Raw genomic sequence first — 25,659 nt, 5'->3', positions numbered from 1 at the left:
GCTGGTGGACGTCAGACCTCGGCCGTCGTGACCCGCGCGATCACGACGCGTGTGATCACGGCGGCCAGGTCGCGCAGGCTCCGGCTCGCCTCGGTTCTCCCGGACCGAGTGACCAGGTACAGCGTGTTGAGCGGCCCGATCTGCGGCCGGTGCAGCTCGACCAGCGACCCGTCCGCGAGCTGATCGCGCACCAGGTACTGGGGGAGCGCCGACATGCCGGCGCCGGCGACGACCGCCGCGCGGATGGCGCGCAGGTCCGGCACCACGGCCACCGCGCGGACGGTGTCGGGCCGGTGACCGAAGACCGACCGCCAGTAGCGGCGGATGATGGGCAGGTTCTCGGCGAACGCCACGACCGGGATGCGCTCCAGCTCGTCGACGACGCCGGGGCCGTCCGTGAGCCCTTGCCCCCAGCGTGGCGCGCCGACGAGCACGAACTCCTCGTCGGCGATCGGGGAGCCGCTCAGCCCCTGGGCGCGCGGGCGCACCGAGCTGACGACGACGTCGAGATCACCGTGCCGCAGTTGCGCGAGATGGTCGTCGGCCATGCCCACGTGCAGGCGCACCGGGCCGCCTGCCGCCGCGACGAGCTCGGGCACGTGTGGAGCCAGCACCTCGGCGACGAGGTCGGCCGCGCCGCCCACGTGCACGACGGCGCCCGCCTCGCCCGACAGTTCGACAAGGTCCTCCAGCGCGTCCAGGTGCCGGGCCGCCTGCTGGGCGAGCATGGTGGCGCGTGCGGTGGCGACCAGGCCTGCCGGTGTCCGGTCGAACAACTGGTAGCCGAGGGTGGCCTCCAACGCCCGCACGTGGCTCGACGCGGTGGGCTGCGAGATTCCGAGCAGCCGCGCGGCGTCGCTGACCGAGCCGGTTCGGTACGCCGTCAGGAACGTGCGCAGGTGATCAAGATTGTGGGCGGCCACGATCGGCATGCTCGCACAGGGTGGCGCTTTCGGAAGAGTGAATGTACAGTCACTCACATGAACCGAACGACGCTCTCCACCGCGGAGCTCCGCAAGCCGGTCGTCGCCTCGGCGGCGGTCCGGGAGTTCGCCCGCGGCGGTTACCACGGCACCACGATCGCCGACGTGGCCCGTGCCGCCAAGATCTCCCCGGCGTACGTGGTCAAGCTCTTCCCCACGAAGGAGCGTCTGTTCGTCACCGCGCTGGAGACCTGCTTCGACCAGGTCGTCGAGGCGCTCGCCGCCGGCGCCGACCGCGCCGAGGACCCGTCGCCCGACGGCGTCCTGTTCGCCATGGGCGACGCCTACGCCCGCCTCATCTCCGACCGGACGCTGCTCATGCTCCAGGTGCACGCCCAGTCGGTGGCCGACCTCCCCGAGATCGGCCAGGCGCTGCGCGCCGGACTGCACCAGGTCGTGGACTACGCCCAGAGCCGATCGCGCGCCTCGGACGAGGCCGTGCAGCGGTTCGTCGCCTACGGCCAGCTGTGCCACCTCATCGTCACCGCGCAGATCTCCGAGGCCCCCGAAGCCTGGGCGCGCCTGCTCACTGACGGCATCCGGCACCCCGGCTGAGTCCCGGCCCGTCGAGCCGCGCCCACCCCACCCAGCAACCCCCTGTGTACGCCCTCATCGGCTCACAAGTGAGTGACTGTTCACTCTATTTCGAACGGAGACCAGCATGAGCACCACCGACACCTTCCCCACCACCATCGACGAGTCCGCCCCCGTCGTCGTCCGCCGCGAGGTTCGCATCGAGGCGCCGATCGACCTGGTCTGGCGCCTGCACACCGACGTCGCCGCGTGGCCCACCTGGCAGACCGACGTCGCCTCGGCGCACATCGACGGCCCCCTCGTCCCGGGCGCGTCGTTCCGGTGGAGCACCCACGGAATCGACGTCACCTCGACCGTCTACGCGCTCGACGCACCGCGCCGCATCCTGTGGGGCGGCCCGGCGCAGGGCGTCACCGGCATCCACGAGTGGACGTTCGCGGCCGAGGGCGGCGCGACGATCGTGCGCACCGCCGAGTCCTGGGACGGCGATCCGGTCCGGGCCGACGCCGAGGGCCAGCGCGCCGCGCTCGACGCCTCCCTCGGCGCCTGGCTCACGCTCTTGCGCACCAAGGCCGAGGCCAAGGCGACCAAGCGAGCGAAGAGGGCGCCTCGGCGCCGGTGGGCGAAGGTCCTGGCCTGGATGTCGCTCGGCCTGACCGCACTGTTCGTCCTGGCCGAGCCCTGGCTGCTCGTGCCGGTCCTCACATTCGCGCTCGCGCTGAGTCTGTGGGACTGACGCCATGACCACCAACGCGCTCACCACGGACGCGCTCACCACGGACGCGCTCACTACGGACGCCCTCGGCGCGGCCACGCGACCAGGCTCCCCGCCCGGGCGGCTCGCCCGGACCGCGGTCCTCGCCTCCGCGGGGCTGACGATCATGGCCCCCGCCCTGATCGCCCCGAGCCTGCCCGCGATGGCCGGCCACTTCGACGACCAGACCGCCGTCCGGCTTGCGCTGACCATCACCTCGCTGGCCATCGCCGTCGGCGCGCCCCTCGCGGGCGTGCTCGCCGACCGGATCGGACGCCGCCCGGTGCTGCTGGGCGGGCTCGCGGTGTACGCGGTGGCCGGGTCGGCGGGGCTCGTCGTGCCGAACCTTGGCACGCTGCTGGCCACCCGGGCGGTGCTCGGCCTGGGTGTCGCAGCCGTCACGACGGCGGTCGGCGCCCTGCTCACCGACTGGTTCACCGGTCGGCGGCGGGCCACCTACCTCGGCTACCAGCAGGCGGCGGCCAGCCTCGGCGGGGTGGTGCTCCTGCCCCTCGCCGGGCTGCTCGCCGACGTCGGGTGGCGGGCGCCGTTCTGGCTCTACGCCGTCGCCGCGCCGATCGCGGCCCTGGCTCTCGTCGCGGTCCCACGCACGCGGTCGGTCCCGGCCGCGCGGCCCTCGGGTGGCACGACGTCGTCCGGCACGCCGTCGCCACGCCTCGCCGGCCGTGTGGTGGGGCTGTACCTGCTCGCCCTCGCCGCGACCGCCGTCTTCTACATGGCGCCCACGCAACTGCCCTTCCTGCTGGGCGAGATGGGCGCCGGGCCCGGCGTCGTCGGCGTGGCGATCGCCGGGTCCACGCTGACCAGCCTGGCCGGATCGCTCGCCTTCCCGGCCGTGCGCCGACGCCTGTCGCCGACGGCGATCACGCTGGCCGCGCTCGCCCTGCTGGGCGCCGGCTGGACGCTGATCGGCCAGGCGGGCGGCCTGGGCCTCGTGGTCATCGGGCTGCTCGTCGGAGGGGCCGGCGTCGGGCTCACCGTGCCCAACCTCAACCTCCGCCTCGGCGACCTCGCGCCCGACGGGCGCCGCGGCCGCATCCTCGCCGGGCTCGTGACCGGCATCTTCCTCGGGCAGTTCCTGTCGCCGCTGGCGGCCGGTCCGCTCGTGACCTCCGCGGGGCCCGAAGGCGCATTCGTCGCCGCCGGTCTCCTCACCCTCGTGGGCGCGGCACTCGCCGCCTCGCTGCTGCTGCCGCGTCGCGGCCGCTGATCCACACCGCTGATCCTCACCCCGGAAGGAAACGACCATGATCGTCCACGGCAACCGCTTCACCATCAAGCCCGGCGTCACCCCCACCCAGCTCGAAGAGGCCCTCGAAAGCCTGCGCAACCAGGGCCGCGTCATCCCGTCGGTGCGCTCGTTCGTCGTCGGGCGCGACCACGGCGGTGAGTACGAGTGGGGCGCCAGCTTCGTCATCGACGACCTCGACGGCTACTGGGAGTACCTCATCCACCCCGCGCACCGCAGCACCGACCGTGTCGGCCTGCCGCTCGTGGACAAGTTCGCGTCGTTCGACCTCACCGACGACGACGACCCCGAGCTGGGCGCCAAGATCGCCGCGCTGCACCAGCGGCGCTACGAGAGTGACGCGACGCTGACGCAGCTCGTCTCCGACCTCGGGGAGTACACCGGCAGCGCGGCGCCCGGCCCGCACGGCGACCACTGACCGATCACCCGCGCCGGGCCGGCCCCCACCGGGGCCGGCCCGGCGTTCGCGCGCGTCCCCACAAATCCGCGCCCAGCCACGCACGGCACGGCCGCGGACAGGTCATCGGACTGGCCCATCGCGCCGCGGTCCGCGCGCGCATGACCGCTAATCGTCGAGGTCAGCGGGCTCTGGGGTCTTCTCTCATGGTGTCCATGGCGGCCGACTCCTCGTCGAAGAAATGCCTCGCGGCGCCTGATCGATATGGTCGGGGGGTTCGACGAGAATGGTCGATGTGCGCGGCGACAATGTCGCAAAGAAATCATTCTTCTCGTTGCGGCGAAGAATGACCGCGGCCCCGGGCGCCTGCGCAGGCGCCCGACGGCGACGCGTCGGTCGGCTCACGTCGAACGCGACCGCCCGGGCGCAGCAACGCGCCCGGGGCGCACGACGAACCGACGAAGCCAGAGCGTCACAGACCCGTCAGGTCGGATCCGGCAGGCGCCGGTCCTGCCACAGGGCAGGTCGCGTGAGGCCCACGGTCGGCACGCCCCCGCACCGCGGCGAGTGCCGCCACGCGGCGCCGCAGTTGTGAGCCAAATCACATCGCGCAGGTGTCATGCCTGAGGCCTCGCCGCGGTCCCGACGCACTGCACGGGGCACTGGTTTGCGCACGGGTTTCCGTGGACGAATTCGAACAATGGAGTGATTCGTGAGACGCACGACTCGACAAGGAACCGCGGCGATCGCTGCCGCCGTGCTGGGACTGGCGATCCCGGTGATCGGCCTGGGTGCGCTCGCCGGACCGGCCGCGGCCGCGGAGGGCGACGACGGACTCGCGCTGTGGGCCGTTCCGGCGGTGGTGGGGGTCAACGACCCCCAAGGGTTCACGTTGGAGGTGACCGACACCAACGACTCGGGCGTCGAGTACGACTCCTACCTGCTGTCCGGGATCCCCGAGGGGTGGTCGGTGTACGACGGGTCGACGCCGTTGACCCCGACGTCGCCGGACCCCGTGATCTATCGCGTCGACAGCGCGGCGGCCCTGGCCGGCCAGATCCGCGTCGTGGCGCCCGCGATATACACCGGGACGCTGCCCGACGTCACGATCGGGCGCGTCTCGCTGTCGACCAACCTGATCACCGACTTCAACAACGGCACCTTCGACTATCTGGGCGAGTCCAAGCCGCAACTGCCCGCAGACAGCACGCTGTACGGCTACCACGACCCGACCGCGATGACCGACCCCAACTCGGCCAACTGCACCGGCGCGCACCAGTACTCGCCGTGTGACGGGGAGTACACGATCTGGCCGACGGCGACCCTGAACGGACCCGAGGAGCACTACTACAACCAATGGTCTGACCTGCGCAGCGTCACCAACCCGATGGAAGACCCGACCTCGGAGCAGATCTGCGAGTACTACGACAGCGGAAACCCGGCGCTCAACACCCTGCAGGTGAGCGACGCGCAGTCGGCGGCCGCGGGAAAGATCTTGGTGGTCAACGGCGCGATCGGGTGGGGCACACACGACATCATCACCACGACGATCTCGGGCTTGGAGCCGCACACCCTCTACACGTTCTCCGGGTATGTGGCGAACCTGTCGAACAACCCGAACACGACGCAGCCGGTGCAGACCGCGTTCTATCTCGACGCCGGCGACCACGATGAGCTGATCGGCTCGTCCCAGCCGGCGCTCACGCAGGCCGGCTGCCTGAACTCGCTGACCGAATGGACGCACTCCACCGGCGTCTTCGACACCGGCGAGGCGACGTCGATCACCATCGGCGTGCGCAACTTCGGTGAGGGCGGGTCCGGCAACGACCTGGCGATCGACAGCCTCTCGCTGTTCCCGATGGCGAGGGCGTCCGTGGACCTGGTCGTCGAGGCCGGGACGCTGTCGTGGTCGAAGGTCGGCGCGGACGGCGCCCTGCTCGACGGCTCCGCGTGGTCGCTTGAGGGGCCGGGGGGCACGTTCCCCGTGATCGACAACGGTGAGAACGACACGGACCCCGCCGTCGGACAATTGCGGGTCGAGCGGCTGGAGTTCGGCGACTACACCCTCACCGAGATCCAGGCGCCCAGCGGGCATCTCCTGGACTCGACACAGCACTCCGTCACCATCGACGCCGAGCACCTCACGATCGATCTGGGACAGGTCGCGAACACACCGATGACGTGGGGCCTGACGACGGCCAAGTCGTCGGATCCGCAGTCGGGCGCGCCGGTGACCGCTGGGCAGACCATCACCTACACCGTCACGGGGACGAACACGGGAACCATGCCTCTGGACCCCGTGACCATCACCGACGACATGGCCGACGTGCTCGACAGCGCGACGTTGGTCGACGACTCGCCGGCCGCCACCGTGGACGGGCAGTCGGTCGAGCCGCCGACCCTCGACGACACGACCCCCGACGGCACGACGCTGACGTGGACGGGCGCCTTGGCCCCCGGGCAGGCGGTGGCGCTCACCTACCAGGTGACCGTGGACGACGGCCTGCCGGGTGGCACGCAACTGGTCAACCACGTGATCGCGGAGGGAGTCGACCCGCAGGACCCGGAGCAAGAGGTGCCGTCGAACTGTGAGGAGGGCACTGAGGAGGGCTGCACCACGGAGCAGACCGTGGAGACCGTCGAGCCGACCCCGACCCCGACCCCGACCCCGACTCCGACGCCGACCCCGCTGCCGACCTGGACGCCGCTTCCGGGTGGGAAGGGGCCGGGCGCCAACGGCGCCTCGGTCCGCACGGGCGGGGAGCCGGTCGAGACAGGCGGCTCGCTGCTGGCGCCGCTGGCGGCGGTGGGCGCCGGCGTGATCCTGACCGGCTCCGGACTGCTGGCCCTGCGGCGTCGGCGCGGGTGATGGGGCGCGGATGATGCGACACGGATTCGGGCCCGGCGCCGGTGACGGCGCCGGGCCCGGTCCTGCGCGCGGAGGGCGGCGTTGAGGTCGCCCAGGCCCAGCACGTGGGACGCCGCGCGCTCGGAGAACGTCTCGGACGCGGACCTGATCGACGAGCTGCGCCGCGGCGACCCCGACGGGTCCGCGTTTCGGGTGCTGTTCGATCGGCACTGGCGGTTCGTGCGGACGGCGGCCCGGCGGTTCGGCGCCGGGCGTGACTGCGACGACGTCGCGCAGGAGGCGATGCTGCGGGTCCTGGAGGCGATCGAGCGTGGGGGAGGCCCGACGCACACGTTTCGGTCCTATGCGTTGACGACGGCGCGCCATGTGGCGATCAACTGGTCGCACCGCCCCTACGCGACGGCCCTCGGCAGCGCCGTCGAGGTCGAGTCGGCGGCGCCAGCGCCCACGGGCGTGCGGGGGTTCGACGACATCGTCGCGGACAGGTCGTTGCTCGCGCAGGCGTTCGGCCGGGTGCCGGAGCGGTACCAGGAGGTGCTGTGGTACACGGTGGTGGAGGGGCGCACCCCGGCTGACCTGGCCGCGCACTACGGCCTCGCCCCCAACGGCGTCGCGGTCCTGGCCGCACGGGCCCGGGAGAGCCTGCGCCGCGCATGGCTGACGGCGCACCTGGCGCAGCCCGAGCTGGCGCCACAGTGTCAGAGCGCACTGGGGGTGATGGTCCGCCGCCAGCGCGGCGACGGCCTTCCCGCGAGCGTGTCTCGCCGACTGGAGCGGCACCTGGAGACGTGCGCCCGGTGCCGCCAGGCCGCGCTGTCGGTGCGCGTGCTGGGGGATCGGCTGCCGGCCGCGATCGGACCGCTGTTGGCCGCGGCCGGCGTCGCGATCCCGGCGCCGATCGCCGCGGTGGCCTCGGCGTGGTGGTCCCCCGCCTGGTGGTCCCCCGCCTGGTGGTCCTCTGCGTGGGGGTCCTCGGCCTGGGGGTCATCAGCATGGTCGCCCCACGGCTGGTGGCATGCGCTCGGCGCGCAGACCAAGGCCGTCGCCGGCTGGGCGGCGGTCGGCGTCGCGGGCGCGACGGTGGCGTCGGGCCTATGGCTGAATGGCCGCGGCGACGTGCCCACGCCCACACCCACGCCCACCTTGGTGGCCTCGACGGCGCCGACGGCGCCGCCGCTCACGGCTGCTCCGGCGGCGCCGGTGCCGCCCCCCGTCCGGGTCGAGCCCGCGGCGTCACCTGAGCCGGCGCCCCCCGCGGTCCCCGTGCTGGAGACGGGAGACGACCAGCCGTGGTTGCTGCCGATCCTGGCGGGGGTGGGGGAGCCGGGCGCCCGCGTCGTGGTGCTGGACCGGTCGGGGTCCGCGGTCGGGGAGGCGAGGGTGGCGCCGTCGGGCTCGTGGCGCATCGACGCGTGGAGCCTGCCGACCGGACGGCAGGTGCTTCGGGCCGTTCAGGAGGCGCGTGGGCTGCGGTCGCAGGAGTCGGCGCCGGTCACCGTCGAGCGTGACGCACCCAAGATTGGACCGGTCGAGTCCGCGCCCGACGGCGAGTTCGTCGTCCCCATCACGGGGGAGCCGGGCCGGTGGGTCAGCGCCGCGCTCGACGCCACCCCCGCCGAGGCGATGCCGATCCCCGCCGACGGCGTCCTGCGGGCCGTCTGGCCTGGGATGGGTTCGGGCGCGCACTCGTTCGCCGTCTGGTACGTCGAGCCCCAGTCCGGACGGACCGGCGCCACCAGGACGGCCGCCATCGAGGTTCCCTGACGTCGGCGTCGGCGCCGGCGTCGGCGCCGACGGGGCGCTCAGCGGAGCGTGGCGTAGACGACGAGGTTCTGGAGCGACGGCTCCCCACCGGCGCGCTGCATGCACGTGATGACCACGAGACGGCCCGGCTCGTCGGTCCAGACCTGCGCGGTCGCGGGCAGGGCGTCCTTGTCGACCAACTCCGCGCTCGTCACCGTGTACTCCACGGCGCGGCCGCCGTCGACGACCCGCAGCGGGTCGCCCGGCGTCAGTCGCGACGCGCCGGTCTCCCTGTCGGCCAGGTAGTCCCCGGGGGCCGTGCCTCGGCCGCGCAGCGAGTGCATCACGACGTAGACCGTCCCCTCGGCGGCGTGCTCGACGTCGACGCCCCGGTTGCGGACCCGGTAGGCGGTCGTGAACCCGGGCGGCACGATCTGCGCGTCGACCTCCGTCAGCGACCCCAACGGCACGTCGAGCCCGACGCTCGCGGCCTGGAACCGCGCGCCGTCGTCGTCGACCGCGCGCATCCGAACGACCTGGTCGTCGGTCGGCTCGGTGCCCTCCTCCAGCCGGACGGGCTGCCCCGCCAGATCCCGCGGCAGGTGGTCGTGCGCCCCCGTCTGCCCGGCGTGCCGGATCACGCCGCCGATCCCGCCCGCGACCAGCAGCACCCCCAAGGCCAGCAGCGCCATCAGCCAGCCGACGCGCGTGCGACCGGGAGCGGGGCCCGGCGGTCCGGTCGGCGCTGTGCCCGACGGCGGCGCTGTGCCCCCCGTGCCCGACGGCGGCGCGGACCAGGGTCGGCGCGGCCGGCGTGGTGTGGCGTCGTCGGGCACGTCTCAACCCTCCTGGACGAGTTCGGCGACGCTGGCGACCAACTCGCGCATGGCACACCCCGTCGCGCACATCTCACCGATCACCGCGCCGCACACCGCGCAGTCGGTGAACTGAGCGCACCAGGCCGTGTGCAGGCGCTGGTTGCACTCCTCCGCGCAGCGAACCCGCAGGCAGATTCGACACATGTAACTCTCGGAGAGCGCGACGAGACGGTCAAGGGCGTGGGTGCGCAGCAGGGGCGCGTCGCGCAGCACGGCGGCGGGGACGATCCACAGGGGGCAGCACCGGTCGCACGTCTGCCCCCGCGCGGCGCCGCAGTAGTCGCAGCTCACCTCGCGCGACGCCCAAGCCAGATGGGCGCTCTCGGCGCAGCCGACGCCGATGGGCGCGTCACACACCTCACAGGACAGGGAGTCGACCATCGCCAGCCCTCTGGCGGTCACCGCGAGCACCGTTCACCACCTGACGTCGTGCGGGAGAGGGGCCGGGGAGCGCGTCTGCGTCGCAGCGCACATCCCCCTCATGGTGTGGACGCGAAAGCGGGGCGGATCATGACAGCAAACGGTGAGATCGCGCGGATGAGACCGCTAGGGTCCCCTCATGGCCACTCGCCCCCGCGTCGTGCTCATGTGCGGGCCCGCCGGCGCCGGGAAGTCGACCTACGCCCGCGGGTTGGAGGCGCAGGGGCTCGTGCGGCTCTCGATCGACGAGGCCGCCTGGGCGGCCGGCCACCGGGAGCAGCCGCTGCCCGAGCCGGTCCGGGACGAGTTCGAGCGGCAGGTCCAGGAGCGGTTGGTCTCGATCGTCGCGGCGGGCGGCGACGTCGTCGTCGACCTGTCGTTCTGGTCGCGGCGCATGCGCGAGGAGTACCGCGCGCTGCTCGCGCCCCTTGGCGTGACGCCCGAGACGGTCTACCTCGCCACACCGCGCCAGGTCGCGCTCGCGCGCGTGGCGGCCCGCGACGGAGGGACGGCGAACGACGTCAGGCTCGACGAGGCGACGGCGGCGCGGTACTTCGACCACTTCGAGCCCCCGACGCCCGAGGAGGGGCCGCTGACCGTGGTGCGCCCACCGGCCTGCGAGCGGCCAGCGGCGCCGTAGTCGCCCGAGCGGCGCTTACTCGGCCCGCACTCAGGCCGACGGCTCGATGAGGTCCCACGGCTGGCCATACGGGTCCTCGAACACCGCGACCGTGCCGTAGGGCTCGTGGCGCGGCGCCTCGCGGAAGGTGACGCGGTGGGCGAGCATCCGGGCGTGCTGCGCCGCGAAGTCGTCGGTCCGCAGGAAGAACGCGACGCCGCCGCCCGCCTGCCGCCCGAGCGCGTCGGACTCGGGGGCGACCTTGAGCACGAACCCCGCGCCACCGCCGTCGGGCCCGACGACGACGCGGCGGCGCTGCGGCTGGCCCTCGGGGGCGCGGACCTCGTCTGAGCGGACCTCGTCTGAGCGGACCTCGAAGCCGAGGGCCTCGACGAAGAAGGCGATCGCCTCGTCGAGGTCGCGCACGAGGTAGGTCACGTCACCCAGTTGGAGCATCCGCCTACGGTAGCCGGGCCGGGCGGGCGTACCGCTCCACGAACGCGCGCAGGATGCGATGGGGGTGGGGGACCGGGCGCGCCGAGGCGCGCTCCAGGGTTTCCTCGTACTCCTCGGGCGCGAAGTAGCCGTGGTCGCGGTAGATCGTGATGCGCTCGCGCAGGCGTGTGATGTCGAGCTCGGGGTGGAACTGCGTCGCGTAGAGGTTCTCGCGCACGCGAAACATCTGCACCGGGCAGGTCGCCGACGACGCCAGCAGCACCGCGTGCGCGGGCAGCTCGCGCACCGCCTCCTTGTGCCCGACCAGCGCGTCGAAGCGCGGCGGCATGCCGGCCAGCAGCGGGTCGGCGACGCCGTCGGGCGTGAGGTCGATCGAGACGGGGCCGATGGGCTCGCCGTAGGTGCGGTCGACGACGGCGCCCTGGTGCGCGCCGAGCGTCCCGACGCCGTAGCACAGGCCCAGGAACGGGAAGTCGCGGTCGACGACCTCGTCTAGCAGCGTGGCGAAGTCGTGCTCGACACGCCGCTGCAGCGCCGACTTGGCCCCGGGCGGGTCCGAGGAGTTGAAGGGGCCGCCGCCGACCAGGACACCCGAGTAGTCGTCGAGGTCGAGGCGGGGTAGGGGCTCGCGCTCAAGGCGGACGCGGCGCACCTGGTCCGCCGTCAGCCCGCCGTAGCGCAGCACGCCGTCCAGCTCGCCGGCGGCGGCGTCGTCCTCCTCGCGGGTCGCGAGCAGCAGGAATGGCTTCATGGCGCACTCCACAGTGGCGGGGCCGACGACGGGGCGCAAGCGCGCGGCGCGTGCGGACCGCTCGGCGGCCGCCCCGTCGCTCCCGGCGTCCTGGCGTTCTGGACGTCACACCTCGCGCGCGGCGCCTGGCGGCCCCTGCGCGCGTATAGTGAACAGCGTGTTCAGTAATAGGCGCTCCGACGACGTCGCGGCGCCTCGGGCGGGCAGGCCCCGCTCCGAGACGGCGCGCCGGGCGATCCTCGACGCCGCCGCCGACCTCGCGCTCGCCGAGACCTGCGTGCCCACCATCGACGCCGTCGCGGCCCGCGCAGGCGTCTCGCGCACCACGATCTACAAGTGGTGGCCGTCGTCGGCCGCGGTGCTCGCCGAGGCACTGCTCGACCGGTTCCACGAGAGCATCGAGTTCGACGACGCCCTGCCCGTCCGGCAGGCGCTGACCGGGCAGGTCGACGCCCTGGTCCGGCTGCTGCGGCAGACCCCGGCCGGCGCGCTGCTGCGACAGCTGCTCGCCGCCGCCGCGAGCGACGAGCGCGTGGCCCGCGCCCTGCTCGCCCAGTGGATGGACCCGCGTCGCGAGAGCGCCGCGCACCACGTCGCCCGCGGCGTCGCCCAGGGCGACCTGCGCGCCGACGTCGACGTCGAGCTCGTCGTCGACGCGCTCTTCGCCCCCGTCTACCACCGGCTCGTCTGGGGCCACGCCCCGCTCGACGCCGACCTCGCCACCAGGGTCTGCGACCTCGTCTGGCCGGGCATCGCGGCGACCGAGCCCTGACACCGGCCCGAGCCCACTCCGATCCGCCACCCCCAACCTCCCCCGAACCACCACCCGCGAAGAAGGACAACATGGCCACCGTCGCCAAGAACATGGTCGACACCCTCGTCGCCGCCGGCGTCAAGCGCGTCTACGGCATCCCGGGCGACTCGCTCAACGGCTTCACCGACGCGCTGCGCGGCTCCGGCATCGACTGGGTGCACGTGCGCCACGAGGAGGCCGCCGCGTTCGCCGCGGGCGCCGAGGCGGCGCTGACCGGCCAGATCGCCGTCGCCGTCGGCAGCGCCGGACCCGGCAACCTGCACCTCATCAACGGCCTGTACGACGCCCAGCGCTCGCGGGTGCCCGTGCTCGCGATCGCCGCGCACATCCCCACGGCCGAGATCGGCAGCGGCTACTTCCAGGAGACGCACCCGCAGGAGCTGTTCCGCGAGGCGTCGGTCTACTCCGAATACGTGTCCTCGCCGCTGCAGATGCCGCGCATCCTGCGCACCGCCATCCAGACGGCGATCGAGAAGCGCGGCGTCGCCGTCGTCGTCATCCCCGGCGACATCGCGCTCGCGGAGGCCCAGGACACCACGGTGACGCCCATCCGCGCGACGACGCCGCGCATCCTGCCCTCGCCGTCGGAGCTCGCCGAGGCCGCGGCACTGCTGCGCGACGCCGGACGCGTGACGATCCTGGCTGGCGCCGGCGCCCAGCACGCGCACGACCAGGTCGTCGCGCTGGCCGACACGCTCGCCGCGCCCGTGGTCCACACGCTGCGGTCGAAGGAGTACGTTGAGCACGACAACCCGTACGACGTCGGCATGACGGGCCTGCTCGGGTTCGCCTCCGGGTACCGCGCGATGGAGAACGCCGACACGCTGGTCATGCTCGGCACCGACTTCCCCTACCGGGCGTTCCTGCCCGACAAGGCCAAGGTCATCCAGATCGACCTGCGCGGCGAGCACCTGGGCCGGCGCGTGCCGCTCACGCTCGGGCTCGTGGGCGACGTCGGCGACACCCTCGACGCGCTGCTGCCACTGCTCGACGAGCCCGCCGGGCGCCGGCGCGACCGCGGCCACCTCGACGACTCGCTCGCGCACTACGCCAAGACGCGCGCCAAGCTCGACGACCTCGCCACGCCGCGTAAGGGCGACCAGCCGCTGCACCCGCAGTACGTCGCCCGCCTGATCGACGAGCTCGCCGCCGACGACGCCGTGTTCATCCCCGACGTCGGCTCACCCGTCATCTGGGCCGCGCGCTACCTGCGCATGAACGGCAAGCGCTCGATGCTGGGCTCGTTCATCCACGGGTCGATGGCCAACGCCGTGCCGCAGGCCGTCGGCGCCGCGGCCGCGACCGGGCGCCAGGTCGTCACCCTCTCGGGAGACGGCGGCGTCGAGATGCTGCTCGGAGAGCTGCTCACGCTCACGCAGAACTCGCTGCCCGTGAAGGTCGTCGTCTTCAACAACTCCTCGCTGAACTTCGTCGAGCTCGAGATGAAGTCGGCCGGGTTCGTGACCCACACGACTGGGCTGCAGAACCCGTCGCTCGCCGCGATCGCCGAGGCGGCTGGGCTCAAGGCGTTCCGCGTCGAGCGGTCGGCGGACCTCAAGCAGGCGCTCGCGGACGCGTTCGCCTACGACGGGCCCGCGCTGGTCGACGTCGTGACCGAGCGCCAGGAGCTGACCATCCCGCCGTCGATCAAGCTCGACCAGGCCAAGGGCTTCGCGCTGTACACGCTGCGCACGCTGCTGTCTGGTCGCGGCGACGAGCTCGTGGACCTCACGCGGGCGAACCTGCGGCAGGTCTTCTAGGGTCCTCGCGGCCGTCGCGGCGGGGGTCCGCCCCGCCGCGACGGTGCTCGACAAACGGTGCTCAGCAGACCGAGTCGCGGGGCCGGGGAACGGAGAGGCCGAAGACGGGGCGCAGGCGCAGCCCGACCCACGTGCCGAGCAGCGCCACCGCGCCCCAGACCCACCCGTGCAGCGAGCCCGAGGCGATGCCCGCGAGGTAGGCGCCGATGTTGCACCCACCGGCCAGGCGCGCGCCGATCCCCATGAGGACGCCGCCCAGCACGGCCCCCGTGGCGACGTTGAGCGGCACGCGCGTGTGCAGCCGCCACGCGCCCGCGGCCGCCGCGGCGAGCGCCGCGCCCACGATGATCCCGATGTTGAGCAGGCTGGTGCGGTCGGTGAGCACCGGCCCGGCGAGCGACGCCGCCTGCTGGTCGGACTGGTAGTACGCCCACGTCTCGGGGTGCCCGCCCAGGGCGCCGACCACCTTGGCGCCCCAGAGCGCGAACGCGCTGGTGACACCCCACGCGCTGCCCGAGACCAGCAGGACCAGGCCGCCCAGCACGGCGAGCACGATCGCGCCGACCGCGAGCGGCCACGAGCCGCGCACCACGCGGGTGAGCGGCCTGCGGGCTGAGGGGACGACGTCGAGCGGCGGGGGAGTGCGACGTGCCTGGACCGCGCGGGAGGCGCCCCAGACGACGGCGAGGGCGGCGAGCGTCACGGCGAGCGAGCCGGCCCACGCCCACCCCGAGCCGCCGAACCAGTCGACGAACAGCACCGGGTCGTACGCGGGCAGGTCCTGCCACAGCGGCGCCTGCCACGCGGCGAGCGTCGAGCCGACGATGAAGCCGCCCAGGGTGAAGACGATCGACGTCTGCCCCGCACCGACGGCGAACAGCGTGCCCGAGGCGCACGCGCCGCCCACCTGCATGCCGACGGCGAAGAGGAACGAGCCGACGAGCAGGCCGACGCCGATCCGTCCCGCGCTCGGGGAGGCGACCGAGCCGAAGACGCCGGCCCCGGTCCCGATCTCGAGCGCGAACAGCACGGCGGTCGCGCCGAGCAGCAGCGTGTGCGCGCGCAGACCCGTGCCGTTGCCGACCGCGACGAGCTGGCGCCACGCCGAGGTGAAGCCGAAGCGGGAGTGGAACAGCGCGACGCCGAGTCCGAACCCGAGCAGGAGCACGACCGCGGGCTTGGCGCCGTGCTGGGCCCAGGTCCACGCGTCGAGGGCGACCGCGATCACGAGCGCGAGCGCCAGCGGAACGCGCGAGACGGGCGGGAGCGCGGGTGCGGCTGGTCGGGGCAGACGCGTCGGGGGAGGGGCGAACAGTGAGCGCGCGGGGCGTTCGGACGTGATCGTGGCCATGGTCGCGGACGGTAGACCCAGGCGACCGTGACCGGAAGCCGGACGAGCAGCCTCTCACTATCTGGACACGGGCGCCTGGGTCGCCGTCACAGGCCGAGCATCATGCTCGCGACGAGGAAGTAGATGACCAGGCCCAGCACGTCGACGACCGTCGTGACCACGGGCGCCGAGACCAGGGCGGGGTCGATGCCCAAGCGCCGCGCGACCAGCGGGCTCAGCCCGCCCACGAGTGCGCCGAGCAGGCAGATGAGCAGCAGCGACACGCCGACGACCACGGCGACGTCGAGCCCGGTGAACCACAGGCCCGCGCCGATCGCGAGCAGGCCGAGCCCCGCGCCCAGCAGCAGGCCGGTCGCGGCCTCGCGCATGGTGACCCGGGCGAGGTCGCTCGGGCGCACCTCGCCGATCGCGAGAGCGCGCACACACGCCGACGACGCCTGGGTGCCCACCTTGCCGCCCGTCCCGATGAGCAGCGGGATGAACAATGCGAGCGCGGCGACCTGCTCCAACGCCTCCTCGAACGCGTGCGCCACCGTCACGGTCAGGAGCGAGACGGCCAGCAGCAGCACCAGCCACACCGCGCGGGTGCGGGCGAGCTGCAGCACCGAGACCGCCATGTAGTGGCCCTCCCAGCGGCGGGCGCCACCCTGACGGGCGGCGTCCTCGGTCTCGGCGTCCTCGATGACCTCGTCGGCGTCGTCGAACGTCAGCAGGCCCAGAAGCCGGTCCTCGGCGTCGACCACGGGAAGGTCACGCACGTTGGAGTCGGCCATGAGGCGGGCTGCCGCCTCGGCGGGCTCGGTGGCCCGCACCCGCGGCGGCTGCGTGACGACGAGGTCGGAGACGGTCGCCGCGTCGTCGGACAGCAAAAGCTCGCTCAGCTCGACGACGCCCGTGAGGCGGCGCTGCGAGTCGACGACGGGGAGCGTGTAGACGGTCTCCGCGTCGGCGCCGCGGTCGCGCACGCGGGCCAGCGCCGCGGCGACGCTCAGGCCCTCGCGCAGGACGACGACCTGTGGCGTCATGAATCGGCCGGCCGAGTGCTCGGGGTAGCCGAGCAGCGTGGCGGTCATCGCGCGCTCGGCGGGGCTGAGGCCCTCAAGGACGCGTCGGGCGACCTTCGCGGGCAGCTCTCCGAGCATGCGGGCGCGGTCGTCGGGGTCGAGCGAGTCGACGAACGCGCTGAACTCCGCGCCGCGCATCACCTCGAGGATCGCCTGCTGGCCGCTCGGCTCAAGGTCCTCGAACACCGCGAAGGCGCGGTCGGAGTCGAGCAGGCGGAACGCGGCGACGGCGTCGACGGGGCCCATACGGTCGATCGCGTCGACGATCTCCCAGACCTGATGGGCGCCCAGCCACTCCTGGGCGGCGGCGAAGTCGCCGTGTTCGACGAGCGCGCGCAGAGACTCGCGATTGCTCCGGTGTTGGCTGGTTGCCGCCTGGGCATGGGTGACCGGCTGTGGCATGGTGGGCTCCCCCCGTGGGCGCGGGCACGTGCGCCTCCAATGGTCACCGCTGAGGGTCCGGTTCAGCGCGCGATGGCCCGAGGTGATGGGGGTTCTGGTTCACGCCTGTCGCCCGAGGTGGGCGATCGCGGCGCCTCTGCCTGGGCCGACGCCTCGTGCGGCGGCGTCACGGATTGGCTGTCACGGAGTCACGGAGTCACGGAGTCACGGAGTCACGGAGTCACGGAGTCACGGAGTCACGGGACAACGGCGCCCTCTCGCGCTCTCGCGCGTCGCTCTCTCGCGCGTCGCTCTCTCGACTTGCCGCCGGGTCGCCGGGTGGCCGTGCCGGGTCGGGTGGCTGGGTGGCCGCGCTGGGTGGTCGGGTAGCCGGGCTGGGTCGGGTGGCTGCGTGGTCGGGTGGCCGCGTGGCGGCGCTGGGTGGTCGGGTGGCTGGGCCGCCGTGTCGTCGGCTCGCCGGATCGTCGTGGCGCCGGTCATGCGGCCGTGGCGTTCGTGGAGTCGGTGGAGTCGGTGGAGTCGGTGGTGCTGGTCGTCCAGGGGCTGGGCGTGGTGATGGGGTTGCCGTGGCGGTCGGTGAGGGTCCAGTGGCCGGCGGAGGGCGCGCGGGTGGCGGCGGGTCGCGGGCGCGTGGGGTGGCTCGCCTCGGGGTCGCTGACTGTGGAGTTGCTGCCGCTGGGGTCGGCGGGGTTCCAGGTCATGGTGACCCCGGTGGTGTCGACGAGAGTGTGATGGTGCCAGCACAGGAGGGCGGCGTTGGTGGTGGAGGTCGGTCCGTGGTCGGCCCAGTGCTGTTGGGCGTGGTGGACCTCGCAGCGGCTGGGCGGTTGCTCGCATCCGGGCCAGACGCAGTGTCGGTCTCGGGCGACGACCGCGCGGCGCAGGGGTCCTCTGATCGTGCGTTGGGCGCGCCCGACGTTCAGGATCTGGGAGTCGGGGCCGAACACGACGCGGGTGATCTCGCTGTCGCATGCGAGTCTGCGCAGCACGCTGTCGGGCAGGGGTCCGGTCGAGCCCTCGAGGATCGCGGGCGTGCGTTCGAGCGCGAGCAGCGCTGCCACCTCGTTCGGCTGCCCGTCGCCGCAGCCGCAAGCAGGATCGGCACAAGCGCGATCGGCGTGACCGCCCCCGCCGCCGCAGCCGCAAGCGTGATCGGCACAAGCATGATCGGCGTGACCGCCTCCGCCGCCGTAGCCAGATCCGCCTCCGCCACCACAACCGGTGGCGAGGCGGCCTACCTTGCCCGCGCTGCCGTCGCTGTATCCGCCTCCGCGGCCCGCACCACCGTCGGCGCCAGCGCCGGGGCCAGGGCGAGGGCCGCAGCCGCGTGCGATGTCGCCGCCGCGACCGGCGTGGCCGCCACAGTCGAGGTGGTCGGGGTGGCGGACGGTGCTGTGGCGGTCGGTGGGGTGGCTCCCGGTGTCGGCGGCTAGGAGGTGGTGGAGCTCGGTCCAGGAGACCGTGACCGTCAGGTGGGGGCGCACAGCCGCTCCGGCGCCGGTGTGTCCGTGGTCGAGGCAGGCGCGAGCGAGGTCTGCCAGGGCTTGGGCGCGGCGTTGGGTCGGGGTCCGGTCGTCGCCCGCGGCCGGCGCGGGAGTCAATGCGTCCAGGGCCGTGCGCACTGCCTGGCCGTGCTCCTCGGTGAGGAACCCGGCCAGGTGCCACCCGCCCAGGGTTGCGGACACCTCAAGGTGCTCGCGCTCGGCAGCGCGGGAGTAGCCGCGCTCGTCGGCGTCGGGGTCGGCCACGTGCGCGAAGCGGCGCACCAGGCGTTGGAAGCCGCGCAGCGTGCACAGGCGCGCTTGGTCGAGCAAGAACCCCTCTCCGGTGGGGGTGGGCAGCGCGCGGCCTTGGTCGTCGTGACGGACGGGCAGCCCTTCCGCGGGACCGCACAGCGCGGCTGTGCGTGCGTCGGTCGAGCACGCCGCGACCATCGCGGCCACGTGCTCGGTTCCGATCCGCCCGTCCAGGGCGGCGGCGCGCGTCGCGGGTAGGTGGTCGCGCAACACCCGCCCCGCGCGCACCTCCCGGTTGGCCGCGCCGACCGAGATGTCGTCGCGGCGGGCCAGCCACGCCCCGAATGTGCGCGAGCCGTCCAACGCCCAGGACCCCTCGGCCTCGACCACCGGCAAAAGCGCTGCACGCACCGCTGCCTGCCGCTGCTCCAGACGACGCAGGCGCGACTCGACCCGTCCCAGCACCCTTGTCGGCACCTGGTCCAGTCCCCCCGCGGCGACCAGCGCGGCCAACGCCTCGACCCCCGCCTCGACGACATCCACCGCGCTCACCACGTCGATGGGGTGAGGCGCCGAGGCGGGTTCCGACGTTGAGGCGGGTGTCGGTGCTGAGTCGAGCGTTGGCGCTGAGGCGGGAGTCGGCGCTGAGCCGAGGGTCGGCGCCGAAGCGGGCGTCGGCGCTGAGATGGGGGCGGCCGCGGACCGCGGGGCGGGTGCGGACAGAGGTGCCTGCGACGCCGTCAGTGCCTGCGACGCCGTCGGTGCCAGTGCCGACAAGGGGGTTGGCATCGATACGGGCGCTGGCGTCGACACGGGCGTCGACACGGGCGCCGCTGCTGGGGCGGGCTGCGGCGGCCGGAACGCGCCAGCGCCGCTGATGCCCCACGCGTGGCTCGCCCGCTCACCCATGCTCACCCTCCCCTCGTGACGATATGGAGCCTCGCGCAGCGAGGACGCTGCGTGGACCATCCCGTGCCCGGTCTCTCGCGTGACGCGAGCACTCCCGCGACGCGAGCACTCCCGCGACGTGGGCAAGCCCGCGACGTGGGCAAGCCCGTGCGGTGACTGCCGTGGTCCCAATCCCGATCGTGGTCGGCGAGGCGGTGTGCGCGCCAGCGCCGCGGCCACTACTCCAGTGTATCGAACACGTGTTCGAATGCCCAGGTCAGAGGCCATTTCGCGACATCTCGTGACTCCTCCGCTGACACCGCGCCACCGTAGCCGCGACCCGTCCGCCGGCGTGCTGTGGACAACCTTCGCGACCGCGCTGCCCACAGAGGGACCGGGACGACTCCGGCCCTACTCTCGTCTCCCTGCGCCTGCGTCGTCGCCTGCCTCTGCGTGCGCGCAGCGCTGCGGCGCAACCGCTCGCGCCACCGGCCGCATAGATTTGACTCATTCCAGAAAACCCGCGACAGTTGGCGTGTGACCGAGGAAGCGTGGGCGCAGGCGATGTTGCGTGACGCGCAACTGCGCGTCACGAAGCCTCGCCTCGCCGTGCTCGCCGCCGTTGACCGGCTGCCGCACGCGGACACCGAGACGCTCATCGACGCCGTCCGCGAGGCGCTGCCCGACGTCTCTCACCAGGCCGTTTACGACTCGCTGCACACCATGACGGAACGCGGCATCCTGCGTCGCATCAAGCCGGCCGGCTCCGTCGCCCGCTACGAGACGCGCGTCGGCGACAACCATCACCACCTTGTGTGTCGATCGTGCGGTGCCGTCGTCGACGTGGATTGCGCCGTGGGTGAGACGGTCTGTCTGACGCCGTCGGACGCTCATGGATTTCGGATCGACGAGGCCGAGGTCGTGTTCTGGGGCCTGTGCCCTCAATGCGCGGCCGTGCCAGGCCTCTCGGCCCGATGACGTGGACGAGCCGGCGCGAGCACAGCACCGCTTCGACTGATCACCCCACCGACTGACCAACCCACGACTGATCACCCCGTCCACGAGAGGAATCTCATGTCGGAGAACCCTGAGGCCACCTGCCCCGTCATGCACGGCGGCCAGGCCGTGCACCCCACGCAAGCGGCGACCAACCAGCGCTGGTGGCCCAACCAGCTCAACCTGAAGATGCTCGCGAAGAACCCCGTCGTCGGGAACCCGCTCGGTGCGGACTTCGACTACAAGGCGGCGTTCGAGTCCCTCGACCTGGCCGCGGTCAAGGACGACATCAAGGCGGTCCTGCACGACTCGCAGCCGTGGTGGCCGGCGGACTTCGGCAACTACGGGCCGCTCATCATCCGCATGGCGTGGCACTCGGCGGGCACCTACCGCTCGCACGACGGCCGTGGTGGTGGCGGTGAGGGCCAGCAGCGCTTCGCGCCGCTCAACTCGTGGCCCGACAACGTCAGCCTCGACAAGGCGCGCCGCGTGCTGTGGCCCGTCAAGAAGAAGTACGGCCAGAAGATCTCGTGGGCCGACCTCATGATCCTCGCCGGCAACGTCGCGCTCGAGGACATGGGCTTCCCGGTGCTGGGCTTCGGCGGCGGCCGCGCGGACGTGTGGGAGGCCGACCAGGACGTGTACTGGGGCCCCGAGACGGTGTGGCTCGAGGACAAGCGATACACGGGTGAGCGCGACCTGGAGGAGCCGCTGGCCGCGGTCCAGATGGGCCTGATCTACGTCAACCCCGAGGGTCCCAACGGCAACCCCGACCCGCTCGCCTCCGCGGTGGACATCAAGGAGACGTTCCGCCGCATGGGCATGGACCTGGAGGAGACGGTCGCGCTCATCGCGGGCGGCCACACCTTCGGCAAGACCCACGGCGCGGCGCCCGACTCGAACCTCGAGGCCGACCCCGAGGCCGCGGGCCTGGAGATGCAGGGCCTGGGCTGGAAGAACAACTACGGCACCGGCGTCGGCGACGACACCATCACCTCGGGCCTGGAGGTCACCTGGACCTACCACCCGACACGCTGGGACAATGAATTCTTCCATATCTTGTTCGCGTATGAGTGGGAGCTCATGGAGTCGCCCGCCGGCGCCAAGCAGTGGCGTCCGGTCGACGGCGGCGGCGCCGACCTGGTGCCGCTCGCGCACTCCGACGGCCGCCGCGAGCCGCGCATGCTCACCTCGGACATCGCGCTGCGCGTCGACCCCGAGTTCGAGCCGATCTCGCGCAAGTTCAAGGACGACCAGGCCGCGCTGACCGACGCGTTCGCCCGCGCCTGGTTCAAGCTGACGCACCGCGACATGGGCCCCAAGGCGCGCTACCTCGGCCCCGAGGTTCCCGCGGAGGACTTCATCTGGCAGGACCCGCTGCCCGCGCGCACGCTGCCCGACCTGAGCGACGAGAAGGTCGCGGCGCTCAAGACGGCCATCGCCGGCTCGGGCCTCACGGTCTCGCAGCTGGTTTCGACCGCGTGGGCCGCGGCGTCGTCGTACCGCTCCTCCGACAAGCGCGGCGGCGCCAACGGCGGCCGCCTGCGCCTGGAGCCGCAGAGGTCGTGGGACGTCAACAACCCGGCGCAGCTCGCCGAGGTCCTGCCGGTGCTGGAGCGTCTCGCCGACGACGCCGGTGCGTCCGTCGCGGACGTCATCGTGCTCGCGGGTGGCGTGGGCGTCGAGCAGGCGGCGGCCGCCGCGGGCGTCGACGTCGAGGTGCCCTTCACGCCCGGCCGCGTCGACGCGAGCCAGGCGCAGACGGACCTCGACCAGTTCGCGTGGCTGGAGCCGTTCGCCGACGGATTCCGCAACTACACGGGCAAGTCGCCGCTGCCGGCCGAGTACTCGCTGCTCGACAAGGCCAACCTGCTCGGCGTCTCCGCCCCCGAGATGACCGCGCTCATCGGTGGCCTGCGGGTCCTGGGCACGAACTACGACAACTCGGACTACGGCGTCTTCACCGACACCCCGGGTGTGCTCGACAACGTGTGGTTCGCCAACCTGCTCGACATGGGCACCGAGTGGAAGGCGCTCGACCCGGGCAAGCACGCCTACCAGGGCAGCGACCGCGCGACCGGCGAGAAGAAGTGGGTCGGCACGCGCGCCGACCTGGTCTTCGGCTCCAACTCCGAGCTGCGGGCGCTGGCGGAGGTGTACGCGAGCGACGACGCCAAGGAGAAGTTCGTGCGCGACTTCGTCGCGGCGTGGGTCAAGGTCATGAACGCCGATCGGTTCGACCTGGCCTGATCTGCCCGGCCGGGTGATCCTGGCCGAGTGAACCCGGCCGCCGAGCACTGACGCCCGGACCGCCCTGTGGGGGTGGCCCGGGCGTCCTCGCGTGAGCGCTTCGTCGAGGTCGCCGTGGGCGTGGCGTTCATCGCCTACGGTGCGGCGTCGCGGTGCTCGGCGAGTCGCTGTTCTCCGCGGGCACGCCGTGGTGGTGGCACGGGTCGCTCATCACCGGGCTCGCGGTGGCGCTCCTCCTGCCACGCCGTCGTCAGCGCAGCAGCCGCTCCAGCACGCGCACCACGCCGTGTTCGCCCGCCGACGGCGCCACGTAGCGCGCGCGGTCGAGGACCTGGGGGTGCGCGTCGGCCATCGCGAACGACCAGGCCGCGGCGTCGAGCATCTCCAGGTCGTTGAGGTAGTCGCCGAACGCGACCGTCTGCTCGCGCGTGATCCCGAGTTCGGCCTGCAGCCGCTCGACGGCGGTGCCCTTGGTGACGCCCGTGCGCATGATGTCGACCCAGTGGTGGCCTGAGACCACCACCTGCTCGGTCTCGGCGAGCGGCGCGAGCGCTGGGGCGACGGCTGCTTCGACGTCGTCGAAGTCGAAGACCGCGACCTTGAGGATGTCGTCGTCGACCGACTCCAGGTCGGTGACGGGAACCGGCGTGACGACCGACTCGAGCGCCGCGTAGTACCGGTGCGCCTGGTCCCAGAACGCGGCGTCGACGCGGTCGACGTACGCCGACCGCTTGCCGCACACGACCGTGCCGACGTCGCGTCCGGTGGCCGCCACCGCTCGCATCGCCCGCACGACCTCGGCCACCACGCGCTTGTCGAGCGTCACCGAGCTGACCTCGACGCCGTCGCGCACCACGTAGGTGCCGTTCTCGGCGATGACCGACATGCCCTCCAGGTGCTGGGCGAAGATGCGCGCGAGCGTCGCGTACTGCCGGCCGCTCGCGGGCGCGAAGGCGATCCCGCGCTCGCGCATGCGCTCCAGGAGGGGCCAGAAGTCCTCGGGGACGTGGCCGTCCGGGTGGAGCAGTGTGCCGTCCATGTCCGCGACGACGAGCCGCACGTCGGGCAGGCCGCCAGCGTCCTGGACGACGGCGTCGGAGTCGGGCGGGGAGGCAGGGGGGAGGGCGTTCACGCGCTCGATCCTCCCATTGGCCCCGCGCTCAGGCAGCCGGGGGCTTGGCTGCCAGGACCTCGCGGACCTCGGCCACGAGTTTGCCGACGTTGAGCGTCCAGCCGACGCCGAAGACGCGCGGGCCGACGAGGTTCGCCGCCTCGGGGTCCCACAGGCGCTCCTTGGCGCGCGCGAGCGTGGGCACACGGAAGTCGTAGGGCACTGCGGCGACCTTGCCGTTCCAGGTGCGCTCGGGCGCGGGTGTGCGCAACTCCTTGACGACGGCGGCCACGCTCAACGCGATCGCCGCCGCCGTGAGCAGGTTCCTCAGGCCGCACCTCTTGGTCGTCCGCGGCGTGGTGCTCGGCATGTCGTCCTCCAGGTGCTGGTCGTCGGCGTCTCCATCCTGGACCACCCCGCGACCCGATGGCACCCGAGCGGCGACGATTGGCGGTGAGTCCCGCCCCGCTGTCACTCGGAGGCCACCGTGCCCGTGCGCTCCATCGCCCTGTTCGTCGTCGCGGCCCTCCTGGAGATCGGGGGCGCGTGGCTCGTGTGGCAGGGGCTGCGCGAGCACCGCGGCTGGGCCTGGGTGGGTGCGGGCGTGATCGCGCTCGGGCTGTACGGCGTCGTCGCCACGCTGCAGCCCGACGCGAACTTCGGGCGCATCCTCGCGGCGTACGGCGGGGTGTTCATCGTGGGGTCGCTCGCGTGGGGCATGGTCGCCGACGGATTCCGGCCCGACCGCTGGGACGTGATCGGGGCGCTCGTCTGCCTCGTGGGGGTGGCGCTCATCATGTACGCGCCGCGCCCGGGTGGCTGAGCCCGTCGGAGCCACCGGAGCCACCGGAGCCAGCGCGCCCGCCCGGGGTCTCGACAGGCTCGACCGGCGGGCGGGCGATCCCTGGCTCAGGCCGTCAGCAGCGCCAGGATCTGCTCGGTCGTGCCCGTCTGCGCCAAGCGCGGGAAGATGCGCGTGACCGCGTGCTCGTGGTCGGCGGCGCTGCGGTCGGCGACGGCGTCGGTCGCGATCGTGACGTGGTAGCCGTGCTCGGCGGCCTGGCGGGCGGTCGACTCGACGCCGATCGAGGTCGCGATGCCCGTGATGACGACCTGTGTCACGCCGCGCCGGCGCAGCTGCAGGTCCAGGTCGGTGCCGTAGAAGGCGCCCCAGTTGCGCTTGGTGACGACGATGTCGCCGTCCTGGCCGGTCGGTCCGCCGAGCTCGTCGACGATGACGTCCCAGCCCGCGGGGCGGGCGAGCGGCGCCGCGCCCGACGCCGAGGCGTCGGTGCGTCCGGGGACGGCGTCGGCGCCGTCGGGCCGGGCGGTGACGCGCACGAGCACGACGGGCAGACCCTGGGCGCGGAAGGCGTCGGCGAGGCGGGCCGAGCGCGCGACGACGTCGGCGGCGGCGTGCGGCGCGGTCGGCGAGCCGGCGATGCCGGCCTGCAGGTCGACGACGATGAGCGCGGTGCGGGGGTCGAGTGCGGTGACGGGCATGGTGGCTCCTGTGATGTGGGGGCGGCGCCCGAGGGCAGCGCCGAGTGGGTGGCAGGTGGCAGGGGTGGGGCGAGGGCGGCGCGGTGGCGCGCCGCAGCCGGCGGCCACGA

23 protein-coding genes are annotated in these 25,659 nt (G+C 73.1%); 12 read left to right on the top strand and 11 right to left on the bottom strand.

Annotated elements, in window-relative coordinates; all coding sequences use genetic code 11:
* Positions 1-11 precede the first annotated feature (11 nt).
* Positions 12-932, bottom strand: coding sequence for a LysR family transcriptional regulator (locus EV386_RS14505; protein WP_242607982.1), 921 nt, complete (start codon positions 930-932; stop codon positions 12-14).
* Between the two features lie 48 nt (positions 933-980).
* Here EV386_RS14505 and EV386_RS14500 point away from each other — a divergent pair, with 48 nt between their 5' ends.
* The 6 genes from EV386_RS14500 (at position 981) to EV386_RS14475 (ending at position 8,571) form a co-directional block, all read left to right on the top strand.
* Positions 981-1,538, top strand: coding sequence for a TetR/AcrR family transcriptional regulator (locus EV386_RS14500; protein WP_130416055.1), 558 nt, complete (start codon positions 981-983; stop codon positions 1,536-1,538).
* A gap of 106 nt (positions 1,539-1,644) precedes the next feature.
* Positions 1,645-2,253, top strand: a complete 609-nt coding sequence (locus tag EV386_RS14495; RefSeq protein WP_130416054.1) for an SRPBCC family protein — start codon at positions 1,645-1,647, stop codon at positions 2,251-2,253.
* Positions 2,254-2,257: 4 nt separating this feature from the next.
* Positions 2,258-3,502, top strand: a complete 1,245-nt coding sequence (locus EV386_RS14490; RefSeq protein WP_130416053.1) for an MFS transporter — start codon at positions 2,258-2,260, stop codon at positions 3,500-3,502.
* 37 nt (positions 3,503-3,539) lie between these two features.
* A complete protein-coding gene (locus EV386_RS14485) occupies positions 3,540-3,959 on the top strand; it encodes a Dabb family protein (protein ID WP_130416052.1) in 420 nt (139 codons plus the stop codon).
* 691 nt (positions 3,960-4,650) lie between these two features.
* Positions 4,651-6,807, top strand: a complete 2,157-nt coding sequence (locus EV386_RS18360) for a DUF7927 domain-containing protein (protein ID WP_165399948.1) — start codon at positions 4,651-4,653, stop codon at positions 6,805-6,807.
* An 81-nt stretch (positions 6,808-6,888) separates the two neighbouring features.
* Positions 6,889-8,571 (top strand): sigma-70 family RNA polymerase sigma factor, encoded by a 1,683-nt coding sequence (locus EV386_RS14475; protein WP_130416051.1) that lies wholly within the window; start codon positions 6,889-6,891, stop codon positions 8,569-8,571.
* Positions 8,572-8,609: 38 nt separating this feature from the next.
* Here EV386_RS14475 and EV386_RS14470 read toward each other — a convergent pair whose 3' ends face one another.
* Both EV386_RS14470 and EV386_RS14465 read right to left on the bottom strand, forming a co-directional pair.
* Positions 8,610-9,386 (bottom strand): class F sortase, encoded by a 777-nt coding sequence (locus EV386_RS14470; RefSeq protein ID WP_130416050.1) that lies wholly within the window; start codon positions 9,384-9,386, stop codon positions 8,610-8,612.
* A 3-nt stretch (positions 9,387-9,389) separates the two neighbouring features.
* Positions 9,390-9,830 carry a hypothetical protein gene (locus EV386_RS14465; RefSeq protein ID WP_130416049.1) on the bottom strand — a complete coding sequence of 147 codons (441 nt, stop codon included), beginning with the start codon at positions 9,828-9,830 and terminating at the stop codon, positions 9,390-9,392.
* Between the two features lie 157 nt (positions 9,831-9,987).
* On the opposite strand from EV386_RS14465, the gene EV386_RS14460 reads away from it, so the two are divergent.
* A complete protein-coding gene (locus EV386_RS14460; protein ID WP_130416048.1) occupies positions 9,988-10,488 on the top strand; it encodes a P-loop nucleotide/nucleoside kinase family protein in 501 nt (166 codons plus the stop codon).
* Positions 10,489-10,518: 30 nt separating this feature from the next.
* Here EV386_RS14460 and EV386_RS14455 read toward each other — a convergent pair whose 3' ends face one another.
* Both EV386_RS14455 and EV386_RS14450 read right to left on the bottom strand, forming a co-directional pair.
* Positions 10,519-10,923, bottom strand: coding sequence for a VOC family protein (locus EV386_RS14455; RefSeq protein WP_130416047.1), 405 nt, complete (start codon positions 10,921-10,923; stop codon positions 10,519-10,521).
* Between the two features lie 4 nt (positions 10,924-10,927).
* Entirely contained in the window at positions 10,928-11,674 is a 747-nt protein-coding gene (locus tag EV386_RS14450) for a glutamine amidotransferase (protein ID WP_130416046.1), read from the bottom strand.
* 157 nt (positions 11,675-11,831) lie between these two features.
* Here EV386_RS14450 and EV386_RS14445 point away from each other — a divergent pair, with 157 nt between their 5' ends.
* Positions 11,832-12,446, top strand: a complete 615-nt coding sequence (locus EV386_RS14445) for a TetR/AcrR family transcriptional regulator (protein ID WP_242607981.1) — start codon at positions 11,832-11,834, stop codon at positions 12,444-12,446.
* A 71-nt stretch (positions 12,447-12,517) separates the two neighbouring features.
* A complete protein-coding gene (gene poxB, locus EV386_RS14440) occupies positions 12,518-14,248 on the top strand; it encodes a ubiquinone-dependent pyruvate dehydrogenase (protein ID WP_130416044.1) in 1,731 nt (576 codons plus the stop codon).
* 61 nt (positions 14,249-14,309) lie between these two features.
* On the opposite strand, the gene EV386_RS14435 is transcribed toward poxB, so the two are convergent.
* From EV386_RS14435 to EV386_RS18770, 3 genes are all read right to left on the bottom strand, one after another.
* Entirely contained in the window at positions 14,310-15,599 is a 1,290-nt protein-coding gene (locus EV386_RS14435) for a YeeE/YedE family protein (RefSeq protein ID WP_130416043.1), read from the bottom strand.
* Between the two features lie 86 nt (positions 15,600-15,685).
* The gene (mgtE, locus tag EV386_RS14430) at positions 15,686-17,065 is read right to left on the bottom strand and encodes a magnesium transporter (RefSeq protein ID WP_130416042.1); all 1,380 of its coding nucleotides are present in this window, start codon (positions 17,063-17,065) and stop codon (positions 15,686-15,688) included.
* A gap of 476 nt (positions 17,066-17,541) precedes the next feature.
* Positions 17,542-19,353 carry an HNH endonuclease signature motif containing protein gene (locus EV386_RS18770; protein WP_242607980.1) on the bottom strand — a complete coding sequence of 604 codons (1,812 nt, stop codon included), beginning with the start codon at positions 19,351-19,353 and terminating at the stop codon, positions 17,542-17,544.
* A 900-nt stretch (positions 19,354-20,253) separates the two neighbouring features.
* Between EV386_RS18770 and EV386_RS14415 the strand changes: the two genes are divergently transcribed.
* Together EV386_RS14415 and katG are read left to right on the top strand one after the other, a co-directional pair.
* The gene (locus EV386_RS14415; protein WP_130416958.1) at positions 20,254-20,667 is read left to right on the top strand and encodes a Fur family transcriptional regulator; all 414 of its coding nucleotides are present in this window, start codon (positions 20,254-20,256) and stop codon (positions 20,665-20,667) included.
* 96 nt (positions 20,668-20,763) lie between these two features.
* Positions 20,764-22,935, top strand: coding sequence for a catalase/peroxidase HPI (gene katG / locus EV386_RS14410; protein ID WP_130416041.1), 2,172 nt, complete (start codon positions 20,764-20,766; stop codon positions 22,933-22,935).
* A 250-nt stretch (positions 22,936-23,185) separates the two neighbouring features.
* Here katG and EV386_RS14405 read toward each other — a convergent pair whose 3' ends face one another.
* Positions 23,186-24,067 (bottom strand): Cof-type HAD-IIB family hydrolase, encoded by an 882-nt coding sequence (locus tag EV386_RS14405; protein WP_341272821.1) that lies wholly within the window; start codon positions 24,065-24,067, stop codon positions 23,186-23,188.
* A 28-nt stretch (positions 24,068-24,095) separates the two neighbouring features.
* Entirely contained in the window at positions 24,096-24,461 is a 366-nt protein-coding gene (locus EV386_RS14400; RefSeq protein WP_242607979.1) for a DUF5808 domain-containing protein, read from the bottom strand.
* A 72-nt stretch (positions 24,462-24,533) separates the two neighbouring features.
* On the opposite strand from EV386_RS14400, the gene EV386_RS14395 reads away from it, so the two are divergent.
* Positions 24,534-24,869 (top strand): YnfA family protein, encoded by a 336-nt coding sequence (locus EV386_RS14395; protein ID WP_130416040.1) that lies wholly within the window; start codon positions 24,534-24,536, stop codon positions 24,867-24,869.
* Positions 24,870-24,955: 86 nt separating this feature from the next.
* Here the strand turns inward: EV386_RS14395 and EV386_RS14390 are convergent, their stop codons facing one another.
* A complete protein-coding gene (locus EV386_RS14390; protein WP_130416039.1) occupies positions 24,956-25,549 on the bottom strand; it encodes a hydrolase in 594 nt (197 codons plus the stop codon).
* Between the last annotated feature and the right edge of the window lie 110 nt (positions 25,550-25,659).

Origin of the sequence: Xylanimonas ulmi, from assembly GCF_004216535.1 — a bacterium.
GTDB classification, from domain to species: Bacteria; Actinomycetota; Actinomycetes; order Actinomycetales; family Cellulomonadaceae; genus Xylanimonas; species Xylanimonas ulmi.
This window is presented reverse-complemented; position numbering and strand designations above follow the sequence as displayed.